The sequence below is a fragment of the Pseudomonas sp. MM211 genome (genome assembly GCF_020386635.1).
Taxonomy (GTDB): Bacteria; Pseudomonadota; Gammaproteobacteria; order Pseudomonadales; family Pseudomonadaceae; genus Aquipseudomonas.
Window position 1 is genome coordinate 4,605,163 of record NZ_CP081942.1, and the last position, 14,513, is coordinate 4,619,675.

At 58.6% G+C, this 14,513-nt stretch carries 17 protein-coding genes, 1 tRNA gene and 2 pseudogenes; 3 read left to right on the forward strand and 17 right to left on the reverse strand.

Annotated elements, in window-relative coordinates:
• Positions 1-55 precede the first annotated feature (55 nt).
• The 15 genes and pseudogenes from K5Q02_RS21210 to aspS form a co-directional block, all read right to left on the reverse strand.
• Positions 56-131: transfer RNA gene (locus tag K5Q02_RS21210), tRNA-Lys, on the reverse strand.
• A 60-nt stretch (positions 132-191) separates the two neighbouring features.
• Entirely contained in the window at positions 192-866 is a 675-nt protein-coding gene (gene queC, locus K5Q02_RS21215; protein ID WP_225833962.1) for a 7-cyano-7-deazaguanine synthase QueC, read from the reverse strand.
• 1 nt (position 867) lies between these two features.
• Positions 868-1,515, reverse strand: a complete 648-nt coding sequence (gene queE, locus K5Q02_RS21220) for a 7-carboxy-7-deazaguanine synthase QueE (RefSeq protein ID WP_225833964.1) — start codon at positions 1,513-1,515, stop codon at positions 868-870.
• Between the two features lie 187 nt (positions 1,516-1,702).
• On the reverse strand, positions 1,703-2,521 hold the full coding sequence (gene ybgF / locus K5Q02_RS21225) for a tol-pal system protein YbgF (RefSeq protein WP_225833966.1): 819 nt from the start codon (positions 2,519-2,521) through the stop codon (positions 1,703-1,705).
• A gap of 6 nt (positions 2,522-2,527) precedes the next feature.
• Positions 2,528-3,025, reverse strand: a complete 498-nt coding sequence (gene pal, locus K5Q02_RS21230; RefSeq protein WP_042553163.1) for a peptidoglycan-associated lipoprotein Pal — start codon at positions 3,023-3,025, stop codon at positions 2,528-2,530.
• Positions 3,026-3,083: 58 nt separating this feature from the next.
• Positions 3,084-4,382, reverse strand: a complete 1,299-nt coding sequence (gene tolB, locus K5Q02_RS21235; RefSeq protein WP_225833968.1) for a Tol-Pal system beta propeller repeat protein TolB — start codon at positions 4,380-4,382, stop codon at positions 3,084-3,086.
• Positions 4,379-5,389 (reverse strand): cell envelope integrity protein TolA, encoded by a 1,011-nt coding sequence (gene tolA / locus K5Q02_RS21240; protein WP_225833970.1) that lies wholly within the window; start codon positions 5,387-5,389, stop codon positions 4,379-4,381. Before tolA ends, tolB begins: the two co-directional genes overlap by 4 nt.
• On the reverse strand, positions 5,389-5,841 hold the full coding sequence (gene tolR, locus K5Q02_RS21245) for a protein TolR (protein WP_225833972.1): 453 nt from the start codon (positions 5,839-5,841) through the stop codon (positions 5,389-5,391). The genes tolA and tolR overlap by 1 nt, the downstream gene beginning before the upstream one ends.
• Before the next feature lie 33 nt (positions 5,842-5,874).
• Positions 5,875-6,570, reverse strand: a complete 696-nt coding sequence (gene tolQ / locus K5Q02_RS21250; protein ID WP_225833975.1) for a protein TolQ — start codon at positions 6,568-6,570, stop codon at positions 5,875-5,877.
• Positions 6,551-7,025 (reverse strand): annotated as a pseudogene (ybgC, locus tag K5Q02_RS21255) (tol-pal system-associated acyl-CoA thioesterase). Before ybgC ends, tolQ begins: the two are co-directional and overlap by 20 nt.
• Positions 7,026-7,075: 50 nt before the next feature.
• Positions 7,076-8,131: a Holliday junction branch migration DNA helicase RuvB gene (gene ruvB, locus K5Q02_RS21260; protein WP_225833978.1), complete on the reverse strand. Its 1,056-nt coding sequence runs from the start codon at positions 8,129-8,131 to the stop codon at positions 7,076-7,078.
• On the reverse strand, positions 8,132-8,737 hold the full coding sequence (gene ruvA, locus K5Q02_RS21265; RefSeq protein ID WP_225833980.1) for a Holliday junction branch migration protein RuvA: 606 nt from the start codon (positions 8,735-8,737) through the stop codon (positions 8,132-8,134).
• A gap of 21 nt (positions 8,738-8,758) precedes the next feature.
• Positions 8,759-9,283 (reverse strand): crossover junction endodeoxyribonuclease RuvC, encoded by a 525-nt coding sequence (gene ruvC, locus K5Q02_RS21270; protein ID WP_225833983.1) that lies wholly within the window; start codon positions 9,281-9,283, stop codon positions 8,759-8,761.
• A 217-nt stretch (positions 9,284-9,500) separates the two neighbouring features.
• The gene (locus tag K5Q02_RS21275; protein WP_225833985.1) at positions 9,501-10,250 is read right to left on the reverse strand and encodes a YebC/PmpR family DNA-binding transcriptional regulator; all 750 of its coding nucleotides are present in this window, start codon (positions 10,248-10,250) and stop codon (positions 9,501-9,503) included.
• Positions 10,251-10,324: 74 nt separating this feature from the next.
• On the reverse strand, positions 10,325-12,100 hold the full coding sequence (gene aspS, locus K5Q02_RS21280; protein WP_225833988.1) for an aspartate--tRNA ligase: 1,776 nt from the start codon (positions 12,098-12,100) through the stop codon (positions 10,325-10,327).
• A gap of 307 nt (positions 12,101-12,407) precedes the next feature.
• On the opposite strand from aspS, the gene K5Q02_RS21285 reads away from it, so the two are divergent.
• From K5Q02_RS21285 to K5Q02_RS21290, 3 genes and pseudogenes are all read left to right on the forward strand, one after another.
• Complete coding sequence (locus K5Q02_RS21285) at positions 12,408-12,878, forward strand: Dps family protein (protein WP_225833990.1); 471 nt, start codon at positions 12,408-12,410, stop codon at positions 12,876-12,878.
• A gap of 263 nt (positions 12,879-13,141) precedes the next feature.
• A pseudogene (locus tag K5Q02_RS24435) lies at positions 13,142-13,414 on the forward strand (cold shock domain-containing protein membrane protein); the annotation flags it as partial.
• A gap of 105 nt (positions 13,415-13,519) precedes the next feature.
• Complete coding sequence (locus tag K5Q02_RS21290) at positions 13,520-13,744, forward strand: cold-shock protein (protein ID WP_165496028.1); 225 nt, start codon at positions 13,520-13,522, stop codon at positions 13,742-13,744.
• Between the two features lie 58 nt (positions 13,745-13,802).
• Here K5Q02_RS21290 and K5Q02_RS21295 read toward each other — a convergent pair whose 3' ends face one another.
• Positions 13,803-14,009, reverse strand: coding sequence for a SlyX family protein (locus tag K5Q02_RS21295; RefSeq protein WP_225833993.1), 207 nt, complete (start codon positions 14,007-14,009; stop codon positions 13,803-13,805).
• The gene (locus tag K5Q02_RS21300; protein ID WP_225833995.1) at positions 14,010-14,435 is read right to left on the reverse strand and encodes an HIT family protein; all 426 of its coding nucleotides are present in this window, start codon (positions 14,433-14,435) and stop codon (positions 14,010-14,012) included.
• Positions 14,436-14,513: the final 78 nt, after the last annotated feature.

Consider the following 14,513-nt stretch of genomic DNA (forward strand, 5'->3'; position numbering starts at 1 on the left):
GGATCTTTTTCAAGATCCGGGCTTTTTATTGCGTCTTCGCGAGGAAGACTTTAAATGGTGGGTCGTGTGGGATTCGAACCTACGACCAATTGGTTAAAAGCCAACTGCTCTACCAACTGAGCTAACGACCCGTGCTGCGGGCGCTATAATACTGATTTAAATCAGAAATTCAACACCTACTAGAAAATAATCTATTGATAACGAGTTGGATCGGGCACACCGGCAGTGGCAAAGCCGGCTGAACGTAAACGACAGCTATCGCATTTCCCACATGCACGCCCGTCACCATCGGCAAGGTAGCAAGAGACGGTCAGAGCGTAATCAACCCCCAAACGCGACCCCGTCTGGACGATTTCAGCCTTGCTCATCATCTGCAAGGGCGCCTGAATAGAGATGCGCCGCCCCTCAACTCCCATCTTGGTGGCGAGATTGGCCACGTGCTCGAACGCCTCGACGAATTGCGGCCGGCAATCCGGATACCCGGAATAATCCACCGCGTTAACACCGATAAAGATGTCCTGGGCCTCCAGCACCTCGGCCCAGCCCAAAGCCAAGGCTAGAAAGACAGTGTTGCGCGCCGGCACATAGGTCACCGGAATTCCTGTCGTGGGGGCCTGCGGCACATCGATACTGGCATCGGTCAGCGCCGAGCCGCCGATACCGCCGAGATCCATACCGATCACCCTGTGCTCAACCACCCCCAACTGCCGGGCAACCCGTTCGGCAGCCTGCAACTCGGAGCGATGCCGCTGCCCATAGTCGAAGCTCATGCTATAGCAGCTATAACCCTGCTCCTTGGCCATCGCCACCACAGTGGCGGAGTCGAGGCCACCGGACAGCAGGATGACCGCTTTCTTTTCACTCATGTCAGTGCCCCGGCTCATCGTTCCAAAGAATCTTGTGCAGCTGCAGTTGCATGCGCACCGGCAGATTGTCAGCGATCACCCATTCGGCCAGCTCACGCCCACTCACCTGCTGGTGGCTAGGCGAGAACAGCAGCTCGCCGGCGCGCTCGGCCAGGCCGTACTGGATGATCTTGCTCACCGACCAGTCATAGTCCTCACGCGAACAAATCACGAACTTGACCTGATCCCGCGGCTGCAGGTACTCGATGTTTTCGTAGCGGTTGCGGGCCACCTCGGCCGAACCTGGAGTTTTCAGGTCGATGACCTTGCTGACCCGAGTATCGACAGCCGAAACGTCCAGCGCGCCACTGGTTTCCAGGGACACGTCGTAACCGGCGTCACACAGACGCTGGAGCAAGGGAATGCAGTTGGGCTGTGCGAGCGGCTCGCCACCGGTAACGCACACATAACGAGGACGGTAGCTCGCCACCTGCTCGAGGATGGCGTCCAGCGAGAGGATCTCTCCACCACTGAAGGCGTAGGCGGTGTCGCAGTATTGACAGCGCAGGGGGCAGCCGGTCAGGCGCACGAATACCGTCGGCAAGCCGGCAGTACGCGTTTCCCCCTGCAGCGAGAAAAAAATCTCGGTAATGCGCAGGGTATCTTTCATAGGGGCCACGGGCGTGACGGCGAAACAGGCCATCCGCCTCCGTTGCGAAAAAGGACAGCGATTCTAAACGAAAAAAACGGCCTGCAGCCATTTTTGACGCCCCTGTCGACGGCCTGTAGCTCGAGCGCTCAGCTGACGGCCAATAAAAAACCCGCGACAGGCGCGGGTTTCGTTCACAAGCTGAGGCTTACTGGATGCGCTGTAGGTCACGCTGAGCCAGCTGAGCAGCCGAAGTGCCCGGATACTGGGCGATGACCTGCTGCAGAATGCCCTTGGCCTTGTCATTGTTGCCTAGGCGAATTTCCACATCGGCCAACTTGAACAGCGAATCAGGTACTTTGGAGTGCTGCGGATAGGCCTGACTGACTTTGGCGAAGGCCTGGCCGGCACCCTGCAGATCACCCTTGGCGAGGTTCACTTCCCCCAGCCAATACTGGGCATTGCCCGCATACTGGCTGTTCGGATAACGACGCAGGAACGCTGCGAAGGCTTGGCTGGCCTTGTCGAAATCCTTGGCCTTGATCAGGTCGAAAGCTGCATCGTAAAACAGCTTTTCCTTCGCCGGGTCTGCCGGCTCGCCGGAGGCCTGCGCCTGCCCTGCGTCACCAGCGGAGGAACCACCGGTGCCATTGCTGGCACCCGCGGCTGGAGAATTCTGTGTGGCTGCAGCACCAGCTGCGGCACCACTGCTCAGACGTTTATCAAGATCCTGGTATCGCTCCAGGCCTTCTTGCTTCAAACGCTGAATATCGTTCTGCTGCTCTTCAAGCATGCCACGCAGTTGCGCGATTTCCTGCTGCATCTGCTGGAGCTGATTGAACAGCATGCCCTGCGCCGAAGATGGGGTTTCCACCCCACCTCCAGCGTAGGCGCCAGACGTGCCGTAACCGGCATTCGGACTGGCACCACCGTTACCGGTACTGCCATCCTGTACGGGAATCTGAGCCCAAGCCGCAAGCGGCAGACTCAGCGCCATAACGGTTACTACACGTCGGCACATTCGCATATCGAATTACTTACGCAGTTCGACGCGACGGTTCTGAGCCCAGGATTGCTCGTCGTTGCCAGTGGCAACAGGACGCTCTTCACCGTAGGAAACCAGTTCCAGCTGAGCAGGGGAAACGCCCTGCAGTACCAGGTAACGCTGAACGGCCTTGGCGCGACGCTCGCCCAGAGCCATGTTGTATTCGCGGGTACCGCGCTCGTCAGCGTGGCCTTCCAGGACGACGCGAGCGCCATTACCTTTCAGATCCTTGGCATGAACGTCCAGAGCGCGCATGGCTTCCGGCTTCAGGTCAGAGCTGTCGTATTCGAAGTAGAAAGTGGTGATAGCGCGCAGAGCGGCTTCTTCACTCAGGCTGCCGTCGACAGCGCCGGTGTTTGCACCGTAGCCAGCGTTCGGGTCTACAGCGCCTTCGCCAGCGGTATCACCGCCTTTGGAGGAACAACCAACAGCCACTGCCAGAGCCAGGCTCAGTGCAGCAAATTTGCCAAATTTCAGCATTTCCATGTGTAACTCCTAATGAACCCCAGTGTGTTAAGCATACAAACAGGTGAAGCACCGCGCATCAGTTCAGGAAGGGGAACCAGGATGGCTCTCGAACTTCGCCTTGAGCGGTAGGTAGAGGGAGCCTAACGCGACCGTTAACGGACGCTAACATCAGGACTCCCCGCCCCTGCTGGCGGGTAGCGTAGATTATCATCGTTCCATTGGGCGCGACAGTAGGCGACTCATCCAAACTTGTATCTGAAAGAATGCGCAAATTGCCACGCTCAAGATCCTGTGCAGCTACCTTGAACACGGTGTAACCATCCTGGCGATGAATCATTACCAGGGTCTTTTCGTCGGCAGACAATTTTGGGTTGGCATTGTAGTTGCCGACGAAGGTCACTCGTTCGACCGCACCAGAATTGATGTTGGTCTTATAAATCTGTGGCTTGCCCGAGCGGTCAGAGGTGAAATAGATCGTCTGACCGTCCTTGCCCCAGAAAGGCTCGGTATCGATGGCGTAGTGGTTGGTAACGCGGCGCAGATTTTTGGAGGCTATGTCCATGACATAGACTTCCGGGTTGCCGTCTTTCGACAGCGTGAACGCCAGCTTGCTGCCATCCGGCGACCAGGCAGGCGCGCCGTTGAGGCCTTCGAAGTTGGTGACCTGCTCGCGACGACCGGTATCGATGTGCTGCACGAAGATGCGCGGACGTTTCTGTTCGAAGGAAACGTAGGCGATACGCTTGCCATCGGACGCGAACGACGGCGACAGGATCGGCTCACGGGACTGCAGCAGGGTTACTGCACGGGCACCGTCATAGTCCGAACGCTGCAGAGTGTAACGGGTGTTGTTCACCCCGAAGCGCTCTGCAGTGACGTAAAGCATGCGAGTGGAGAACGCGCCCTTGACGCCGGTAAGCTTCTCGAACGACTGATCGGCGATATGGTGAGCCATGTCGCGAAGTTGATCGGTGCTGCCGCCAACGTTGCCGGTCAGTACTTGTTGCTCGGTGGCTACGTTGAACAGAGCGAACTGAATCTGCAGACGTGCACCGTTGGGCACGATGTTGCCAACCAGCACGTACTGGGCGCCCAACGCCTTCCAGTCACGGTAGATGACTTCGCTGCCTTGAGTCGGCAGGCTGATCATGTTCTGCCGTGGAATCGGCTCGAACACGCCGGAGTTGCGCAGATCATTGCCAACGATAGTGGCGATGTCTTCGGGCAGCACATTGCCGCCCTGCCAGCCGAACGGCACCACGGCAATCGGCGTGGCTCGATCGGTGCCGGTGCTGATCACCAGGGGATCAGCCGCCTGCACGCTACCGACCAGCATGGCCAGCCCCAGTACAACGATTCGCATCAGGGTATTCACAGACCTAAATCCTCCGGTTTGAAGACGGCACGACGCTGCCGGTAAAGCCGATCGAACGTGGCACGATCAAGTTGCTGCATTTCTGCAATACGCCCCACGTTGCGCACTGCCTGTACTGCTGAACTGTCGAACGGCGAGTCACCGCTAGAGCGACTGACACTGGCATTGGTGATGGTGCCGTCGGGCAACATCTCGATCAGCACCTCAACACTCATGCCATTGCGCGCCGACGGCGGCCGCCGCCACTGCTCACTTACCAATTTGACGATCAGATCATCGAGGCTACCCGCAACCTGATCACCCTGAGTCTCGGCCAGCGCCTGCTGACGCTCGGTGTCATCGGACAGCAGCTCGGCCAAAGCCGCTGCTTTCTTGTCCTCTACCGCTTTGCGCTCAGCTGCCTGTGCATTAGCTTTTTTCTTGGCATCCTCGGCAGCTTTCTTTTTCGCTGCATCGGCTGCCGCTTTCTTCTTGGCCTCTTCAGCTGCCTTTTTCTTGGCATCCTCGGCGGCTTTTTTCTTCGCTTCCGCTTCAGCAGCCTTTTTCTTGTCGGCCTCAAGCGCAGCTTTTACCTTGGCGACATCAGCCAGCTTCTTCTGCTCGGCTGCTTTCGTCGCGGCATCGGCCTCTGCCTTCTTCGCCGCATCGGCCTTTTGAGCTTCTTCGACTTTCTTTTGTTCCGCTGCTTTAGCGGCCTGCTGTTTCTGCGCTTCAGCCTGGGCCTGCTTTTCCTGCTCGGCCTTTTTCTGTTCGAGCTGTTCAGTCTCGAATTGCGGTGCTGCGGTTTTCTTCGCCTCGCCCGCAATCTTCTGGTTGGTCTGGGTAGTTGCCTGGCTCTGCGACTTCAATTGGTACAGGGTAGCCTGCACGATCGGTCTTGCTGGTGGCAGATCCGGGGCAAAGGCAAAACTGACGAACAGCATGCCAAACATCAGCACATGCAGACCTACGGCCCAGACCACCGGCCAGAACAGATTTTCCGAAGGTGAGCGCTCACGCTGCCGCATTAGGGCGCCTCGGTAATCAGACCGACGTTACCTACGCCAGCCTGCTGCAAGCCACCCATAGCGGACATCACAGTGCCGTAATCGACGGCCTTGTCGCCACGTACAAACACCTGCACCTGCTTACCCTGACTGCGAGTCTGGTTGATGATGGCGGTGACGGCACGGGTCATCTCATCCAGAGTCAGGGCGCGATCCTGCACCGTATCGGTATCCACTTCAGTGCCCATGTTCCAGTAGTAGGACTTGTCGGACTTGATGGAGATGGTCAGTACCTGGGAATCATTGTCCTGCGGCAGCACTTCGCTGCTGACCTGAGGAAGGTCGACCTTGACCCCCTGGTTGAGCATCGGCGCCGTGACCATGAAGATGACCAGCAGCACCAACATCACATCGATGTAAGGCACTACGTTCATCTCGGCGACGGGCTTGCGTCTATTGCGAATTCTGGCCATGGCTCTGAAAACCTATCTATGAATGCCTAAGGCTTATTCTTCACTGCTATGCACTTTGCGGTGCAGGATCGCTTGGAACTCGTCGGCGAAGGTGTAATAACGAGAGATCAGCATCTCACCGCGGGCAGCGAAACGGTTGTAGGCGATAACGGCAGGGATCGCAGCGAACAGACCGATAGCCGTGGCGATCAGTGCCTCAGCAATGCCGGGCGCTACGGTTGCCAGAGTAGCCTGCTGCACCTGAGCCAGACCTCGGAAGGAATTCATGATCCCCCACACGGTACCGAACAGACCGATGTAAGGACTGGTGGAGCCGACGGTAGCGAGAAACGGCAAGCTCTGCTCGAGCTTCTCTTCTTCGCGGGAAATGGCTACGCGCATGGAACGAGCAACACCATCCATTACCGCGTCTGGATCCATCCCAGGCTGCTGACGCAGGCGAGAGAACTCCTTGAAGCCAGCACGGAAAATTTGCTCCAGGCCCGAATCCGGATCTGGATTGCTGCCCGCCTGACGATACAGTTTGGACAGATCGATACCGGACCAGAAGCGCTCCTCGAAGTTATCAAGTGCACGCTTGGCGCCACGCAGCAAACTGCTGCGCTGGAAAATCATGACCCAAGAAGTGACCGATGCGGCCACCAGGATCAGCATCACCAACTGCACCACCAGACTGGCGTTGCTGATCAGACTCCACATAGACATGTGGTCAACGGCGTTGGCTTCCACGCTTACTCTCCTGCAGTAGATGTACCGGTACCATCCTGCTTGGCGAACGCGGTTCGCACAGACAGAGGCATGGCCCGGGGTTTGAAATTATCGGCGCACACACAGGCCACCAGAAACTGCCCTTCGCAGAGCAGCGCATTATCCGTTACCCGCCTCACCTGCTGACGAAAGCGCAGGCTGGCACGGTTCAATTCAGTTACTTCAGCACTTACCAGCAATTCGTCGTCCAGCCGCGCCGGCGCGTGATAGCGCGCCTCGCTGGAGTGCACGACGAACAATAGACCCTCTGCAGCCAGCGTCGACTGGGCAAAACCCAGCTCGCGCAGCCGCTCGGTTCGAGCCCGCTCCATGAATTTGAGGTAGTTGACGTAATAGACGACACCACCGGCATCGGTATCTTCGTAGTAAACACGACAGCGATGGGCGAACGGCTGACCAGCGTATTGCGCGCGCATACTCTAGTGCCCGCACCGAGTCTTGCCAATCAGCGCGACAAGTATTTTTTTCATTGCCCCTCACCCTCTGTGAACAAGTCGAGCACTGGCCGCTCATCCATGCGTTTCGGCGTATTCAGACCAAAATGCAAGTAAGCATGTCGGGTCACTACTCGCCCTCTCGGCGTGCGCATGATGTAACCCTGCTGGATCAGGTAAGGCTCCAGCACATCTTCTATCGTGTGCCGCTCCTCGCTGATCGCCGCAGCCAGGCTATCGACGCCGACCGGGCCGCCGTCGAACTTCTCGATCATGGTCAGCAACAAGCGGCGATCCTGGTGATCGAACCCACGCTCGTCCACATCCAGCAGGTTCAAGGCCAGGTCGGCGATCTGCCGGGTGATCTCGCCCTGCCCACGTACCTCTGCGAAATCCCGAACGCGACGCAGCAGGCGGTTGGCGATACGCGGCGTACCACGAGCCCGCCGGGCGATCTCGAACGCCCCCTCGGGCTCAATCGGCAAACCGAGAATGCCGGCCGCACGCATGATGATGGTCGCCAGGTCTTCGATGTTATAGAACTCAAGACGCTGCACGATGCCGAAGCGGTCACGCAGCGGATTGGTCAGCATCCCAGCCCGAGTGGTTGCGCCGACCAGGGTGAAGGGCGGCAAATCGAGCTTGATCGAACGAGCGGCAGGCCCCTCACCAATCATGATATCGAGCTGAAAATCTTCCATCGCCGGGTACAGCACTTCTTCGACGATGGGCGATAGACGATGAATTTCGTCAATAAACAGTACATCACCGGGCTCAAGATTAGTCAGCAGCGCAGCCAGATCACCAGGACGTTCGAGCACGGGGCCCGAAGTGCTCTTGATGGAAACGTTCATTTCCTGGGCAATAATGTTCGCCAGGGTAGTCTTACCCAAGCCCGGCGGGCCGAAGATCAGCGTGTGATCGAGTGGCTCCTTGCGACCGCGGGCCGCCTGGATGAACAGCTCCATCTGCTCACGCACCACGGGCTGGCCAATGTACTCGGCCAGCGACAACGGTCGGATGGCGCGGTCGACCTGCTCGTCGCGGTCGCGGCTACCTGCCGTAACCAGCCTGTCTGCTTCGAGCATTTACAGCATTCCTTTCAGCGCGCGACGAATCATGTCTTCACTACTCAACCCATCTTCTTTGACCGCCGAAACGGCGCGACTGGCTTCCTGCGGCTTGTAGCCCAGAGAGATAAGCGCACTGACCGCATCATTCTCCGCGCTTGTGACTGCGCTACCCGCACGAGGTTCAACCACCAGGTTGGCCATGCCGGGTACCGTCTCCCAGGCCTTGAAGCGATCCTTGAGTTCGACCAGCAGGCGCTCTGCGGTTTTCTTACCGACGCCAGGAATTTTCACCAGCACGGCTGTGTCCTGAGCCTGCACGCAACGCACCAATTCATCGACCTCCAGCCCCGACATCAACGCCAGCGCCAGCTTGGGGCCCACGCCATTGAGGCGAATGAGCTCGCGAAATAGCTCGCGCTCACGCTTCTCGAAAAAGCCATAAAGCAGATGCGCATCCTCGCGCACCACCAAATGAGTGTGCAGCGTCAGCGGCTCACCCAACGAGGGCAAACGGTACAACGTGGTCATGGGGACTTCCAGCTCATAGCCCAGACCATTCACATCCAGAATCAAATGTGGCGGCTGCTTTTCCGCCAGGGTGCCGCGTAAACGTCCGATCACCGGCGCATTCCTTCAACTCGATTACAAACGAAGACGACCACCGCGCCGCTTGGCGCTGGCCAGACCATGGGGAATAAGACTCTGCCGGTGATGAGCATGACACAGGGCGATGCCCAGAGCGTCCGAGGCATCGATCTGCGGTTTCTGCACCAGCTTAAGTAGGTGCATGACCATCATCTGCACCTGCTGCTTGTCCGCCGCGCCGGTTCCGACCACCGCCTGCTTGACCTGGGTCGCCGTGTATTCGCTGATTTCCAGGCCTGCTTCCATAGCGGCGACGATAGCGGCACCACGCGCCTGCCCAAGCTTAAGTGCCGAATCGGCATTGCGCGCCATGAACACCTGTTCGATGCCCATGGTCACCGGCCCGAAGGTACGAATTACCTCACTGACGCCGCGAAAGACAATCTGCAAGCGCTCCGGTAGAGGCCCACCACCCGTTCGAATACAGCCTGACGCTACGTACTCACATGTGCGCCCCGTATCACGTATCACACCGTAACCGGTAATGCGGGAACCGGGGTCAATCCCCAGAATCAGCGTCATGCCTGTCATCCACCAGTGGCATTGGCTGCCACACTGTCTATTTATCCAGGCGCGAGTATAGGGTCGTCGATAGGTCGCCGTCATCCAAAGGATCCACAGCCCGTCGGACATAAGATGCATTTTTCATCATAAGAGCCCTGGCTCGCGCAAAACGGTCGGCCATAAAAAAGCCGGAAGCCCCCATGGCAACTTCCGGCTCTACAACCCACTCAGACTATCAGCCGAGCTGTTCCATGATCTCGTCGGAGACTTCGGCGTTGTGATAGACGTTTTGCACATCATCCAGGTCTTCGAGCATATCGATCAGCTTGAATACCTTCTGCGCGGTTTCCAGATCGGTGATCGGCGCACTGATCGACGGGATCATGGCGATATCCGCCTCCTCACCCTTGAAGCCGGCAGTGCTCAGCGCTTCGTTCACTGCGTGGAACTCGGTGAAGCTGGTCGAGACCAGCGCAGCGCCGTCCTCGCCCATCTCCACGTCATCAGCACCGGCTTCCAGCGCAGCTTCCATCAGCGCATCTTCGTCGACACCCGAAGCGAAGCCAATCTGCCCTCTGCGCTCGAACATGTAAGCCACCGAGCCATCAGTGCCCAGGTTGCCGCCACACTTGGTGAACGCGTGGCGCACTTCGGCGGCGGTGCGGTTGCGGTTGTCGGTCATCACTTCGACGATGATCGCCACACCGCTCGGCGCATAACCTTCGTAGCTGAACTCGACGACGTTGTCGGCTTCGTTGTTGCCGGCACCGCGGGCGATGGCACGGTCAATCACGTCGCGGGACATGTTGTTGGTCAACGCTTTGTCGACGGCCAGGCGCAGACGCGGGTTGTCTGCGGGTATCGGGCCACCGTGCTTGGCAGCAACGGTCAGCTCACGGATGAGCTTGGTGAAGATCTTGCCGCGCTTGGCGTCCTGGCGCCCCTTGCGGTGCTTGATGTTGGCCCATTTGGAATGACCGGCCATATTCCACTCCAGATTTTTCAGATTTCACAATGAACGAGCCCAGGTTTCCCTGGGCTCGGCATACCGTTTGGCGCTTACTCCGCCTTGGGTTGCTCACGAAGGCGAATGTGCAGCTCGCGCAGCGATTTGCCGTCTACCACACCTGGCGCCTGAGTCATGACGCAGGCAGCACTCTGGGTTTTCGGGAAGGCGATGACTTCGCGAATCGAGCTGGCACCGGTCATCAGCATCACCAGACGGTCGAGGCCGAAGGCCAGACCACCATGGGGCGGTGCACCGTACTTGAGGGCGTCGAGCAGAAAGCCGAACTTCTCCTGCTGCTCGTCTTCGCTGATACCCAGCACGCGGAACACGGTCTGCTGCATGCCCTTGTCGTGGATACGGATCGAACCGCCACCCAGTTCGGTGCCGTTGAGCACCAGGTCATAGGCGCGGGACAGCGCTGCGGCCGGGTTGGCCTCCAGCTCTTCGGCCGAGCACTTCGGCGAGGTGAACGGGTGGTGCATGGCGGTCAGGCTGCCGTCGTCGTTCTCTTCGAACATCGGGAAGTCGACGACCCACAGCGGTGCCCACTCGGCAGTCAGCAGATTCAGGTCATGGCCAAGCTTGATGCGCAGCGCGCCCAGAGCATCGTTGACCACCTTGGCGCGGTCGGCGCCGAAGAACACGATGTCACCATCGACCGCGCCAACGCGATCGAGGATGGTGTTGAGGTTTGGCTCGGCGATGTTCTTGACGATCGGCGACTGCAAGCCTTCAACGCCCTTGGCGCGCTCGTTGACCTTGATGTAGGCCAGACCACGGGCGCCGTAGTTGCCGACGAACTTGGTGTAGTCGTCGATCTGCTTACGCGGCATGCTCGCACCGCCGGGTACGCGCAGCGCGGCAACGCGGCCTTTCGGATCGTTGGCCGGGCCCGAGAAAACCTTGAAGTCGACATCCTTGAGCTGATCGGCAACGTCGACCAGTTCCATCGGGATGCGCAGATCCGGCTTGTCGGAGCCGAAACGACGCATGGCTTCGGCCAGGGTCATGTGCGGTAGCTCGGCGAATTCGACGTCCAGCACTTCCTTGAACAGGTTGCGGATCATGGTCTCGGTGAGATGCATGATGTCGGCTTCGTCGAGGAAGCTGGTCTCGATGTCGATCTGGGTGAATTCCGGCTGGCGGTCGGCACGCAGGTCTTCGTCGCGGAAGCACTTGGCGATCTGGTAGTAGCGGTCGAAGCCGGCGACCATCAGCAATTGCTTGAACAGCTGCGGCGACTGCGGCAATGCGAAGAAGCTGCCAGCGTGGGTACGGCTCGGCACCAAATAGTCGCGGGCGCCTTCCGGCGTGGCGCGGGTGAGGATCGGCGTTTCCACGTCGAGGAAGCCGTTCTCGTCCAGGTAGCGACGGATGCTGCTGGTGATACGCGAGCGCAGCTTGAGCTTCTCGGCCATTTCCGGGCGACGCAGGTCGATGAAACGATAGCGCAGGCGGGTTTCTTCACCGACATCGGAGTATTCGTTGAGCGGGAACGGCGGAGTTTCCGCTTCGTTCAGTACTTCCAGCTCATAGCCGAGCACTTCGATAGCACCCGAGGCCATGTTGGCGTTGACCGCACCGGCCGGACGCAGGCGTACCTTGCCGGTAATCTTGACCACGTATTCGCTGCGCACACGGTCAGCCTTGGCGAAGGTGTCGGCGCGATCCGGGTCGAACACCACCTGAGCCAGGCCTTCACGGTCACGGATGTCGAGGAAGATCACACCGCCGTGGTCACGGCGACGGTGAACCCATCCGCAAAGGGTGATTTCCTGGCCTTCCAGGCTTTCGTTCAACTGGCCGCAATAGTGGCTGCGCATCATGGGGATAATCGCTTCTCTTGAGTCTGAAATTCATTGAACCGCGAGCCGGCGTCTTTCGTCCGATCCGGCAACATGCATTGCGCGGATTGGCACGGACAAGCCAGACGGTCTGTCGCTGCAGCAAAGCAGCCGATTATATATGGTTAAGCAGCACCGCGCAGCCGAGCAAGTACCCACTGACGTCCGCGCATAGTTTTCGCTGATCGCTGCCATTGATACAAAGCACATGGCCGCTCAAGTTCACCATGATAGGCTCTGCCCATCTGCAAGGCTAAGCGCCCTACTACTACCAACAGGAGAAAAATCCATGGAAATCAACATCGGAATCGCTGAACAGGATCGCGCCTCCATCGCCGAAGGCCTGTCGCGCCTGCTGGCCGACACCTACACCCTGTATCTGAAAACCCACAACTTCCACTGGAACGTTACCGGGCCGATGTTCAACACCCTGCACCTGATGTTCGAAGGGCAGTACACCGAGCTGGCACTGGCCGTCGATCAGATCGCAGAACGCATCCGTGCGCTGGGCTTCCCGGCTCCAGGCACCTATGCGGCCTATGCACGCCTGTCGTCGATCAAGGAAGAAGAAGGCGTACCTAGCGCCGAAGAAATGATCAAGCTGCTGGTGCAGGGCCAGGAAGCGGTCGTGCGTACAGCCCGCGGTATCTTCCCGCTGCTGGATAAGGTCAGTGACGAGCCGACCGCCGACCTGCTGACTCAGCGTATGCAGGTTCATGAAAAAACCGCATGGATGCTGCGCAGCCTGCTGGCTTCCTGATCCCGCTTGTCGCGATGGCCGCCTCTGTGGCGTCCATCGTTCACTTATCCGCATCACTGATCGCAGTGCTGCAACCGCACGCTGTAACGCTACTGATTTGAGAACCCCCCTCCTTTGCTGTTAAATACGCCCCGTGCTGTCATCCCGAGCCCTCGGGCAGGCGCATAGGCTGGCCCTCTCGTATATCTATCGCCCTTACGTCACGGCAAATCGCGTGGAGCCAGCTCTTCCTGGTGTTCCTTTATTAAGTGAGTGCGTTGAACATGTTGAAAATCGTCCACCTTCTGGTCGGGCTATCCGCCCTGCTGCTATCCACTACACCTAGCCTGAGCGATCAAGCCCAGCCGTTCCTGCAGAACCCAGACGCGCTGTGCCTGGCTCTTTTTGGTTTCCTCAATCTACTGCTGGCCACTCAATTCCCCATTTGGCACAACAGCCTGCGCCAGCAACTGCAAAACCTGGTGTGCGCCCTGCTGATTCTAGGCACGCTACTGCAAGCACTGATTCTGCTCGCTCCACTGCCCTTGATTGCCGAGCAACCCGCTCTTCTGTTCAGCCTGCTGATCATCGCCATTGCAGTCGCCCTGCACCTGGCAACCAATCTGCGTTTCGAGCGGCAGAAGACCTCAGTGCCACAGGATCTGGGAGATCGTGAGACAGGCACGGTCAAGTGGTTCAATACTTCCAAGGGCTTTGGCTTTATCTCCCGCGATGTCGGCGAAGATATCTTCGTGCACTTTCGTGCCATCCGCGGCGAAGGTCACCGCGTTTTGGTAGAAGGTCAACGTGTGGAGTTTTCCGTCATGCAGCGCGACAAAGGCTTGCAGGCTGAAGACGTGATCGCGGCGCTGCCAACCCGGCGCTAAGTCACCGCACAAAGAAAAGCCCGCAGCGATGCGGGCTTTTTCGTTTCTGGCGCAGGCCTCAATAATGAGGCGGCGGCGCTTCATCCTGGGAACTGCCGAAAGGGCTGACCTCGTCCTGCCGCTTGGCAATCGCCTGCATATGCAGTTGCAGACGCTCGATGAGCTTTTGCTGCTCCACCAGCGCATCGTTGAGCGCCTGGATAGTGTCGTCCTGGAAGGCCTGACGGCTCTCCAGCTCGACGATGCGATCTTCGAGCACCTTCACTTATACGTCTCCGAATTGAAACTGTGCAGGCATGACCGACTGCAACCTGTCGCGCAGGGCAGACAACTGCTCTTGCTCATAAGGCTTTGCCGGGTGGCGCCCCCACACAGGAGCGGGCCAGGCATCATCGTCGCGGTAACGTACGATCACATGCATATGCAGTTGGCTCACCACATTACCCAGCGTGGCGATATTGATCTTGTCCGCCTTGAACGCATCCTTCAGCACTTCGGCCAGCAGCGCGGTTTCCCCCCACAGCGCACGCTGATCGTCTGCATCGAGCTGGAAGACCTCACTGACCTCCTCTCGACGTGGAACCAGGATGAACCACGGATAGCGTGCATCGTTGCTCAGCAGCAGACGACTCAGGGGAAATTCCCCCAGCACGAAGGTGTCCTGCTGCAGGCGGGAATCCAGAACGAACATCAACTCACCACTCAACGTAAAAGGTGCCCACCGAAGGTATGGTGGCGACCGGAACAAGGGCAGTCAGCATACCGGGCA

Excerpts from the sequence above, each read along its gene's own strand:
- queC (WP_225833962.1), bottom strand. The coding sequence starts at position 866 with ATGAGTGAAAAGAAAGCGGTCATCCTGCTGTCCGGTGGCCTCGACTCC.
- queE (WP_225833964.1), bottom strand. The coding sequence starts at position 1,515 with ATGAAAGATACCCTGCGCATTACCGAGATTTTTTTCTCGCTGCAGGGG.
- ybgF (WP_225833966.1), bottom strand. The coding sequence starts at position 2,521 with ATGCGAATGTGCCGACGTGTAGTAACCGTTATGGCGCTGAGTCTGCCG.
- pal (WP_042553163.1), bottom strand. The coding sequence starts at position 3,025 with ATGGAAATGCTGAAATTTGGCAAATTTGCTGCACTGAGCCTGGCTCTG.
- tolA (WP_225833970.1), bottom strand. The coding sequence starts at position 5,389 with ATGCGGCAGCGTGAGCGCTCACCTTCGGAAAATCTGTTCTGGCCGGTG.
- tolR (WP_225833972.1), bottom strand. The coding sequence starts at position 5,841 with ATGGCCAGAATTCGCAATAGACGCAAGCCCGTCGCCGAGATGAACGTA.
- ruvB (WP_225833978.1), bottom strand. The coding sequence starts at position 8,131 with ATGCTCGAAGCAGACAGGCTGGTTACGGCAGGTAGCCGCGACCGCGAC.
- ruvC (WP_225833983.1), bottom strand. The coding sequence starts at position 9,283 with ATGACGCTGATTCTGGGGATTGACCCCGGTTCCCGCATTACCGGTTAC.
- K5Q02_RS21275 (WP_225833985.1), bottom strand. The coding sequence starts at position 10,250 with ATGGCCGGTCATTCCAAATGGGCCAACATCAAGCACCGCAAGGGGCGC.
- aspS (WP_225833988.1), bottom strand. The coding sequence starts at position 12,100 with ATGATGCGCAGCCACTATTGCGGCCAGTTGAACGAAAGCCTGGAAGGC.
- K5Q02_RS21285 (WP_225833990.1), top strand. The coding sequence starts at position 12,408 with ATGGAAATCAACATCGGAATCGCTGAACAGGATCGCGCCTCCATCGCC.
- K5Q02_RS21300 (WP_225833995.1), bottom strand. The coding sequence starts at position 14,435 with ATGTTCGTTCTGGATTCCCGCCTGCAGCAGGACACCTTCGTGCTGGGG.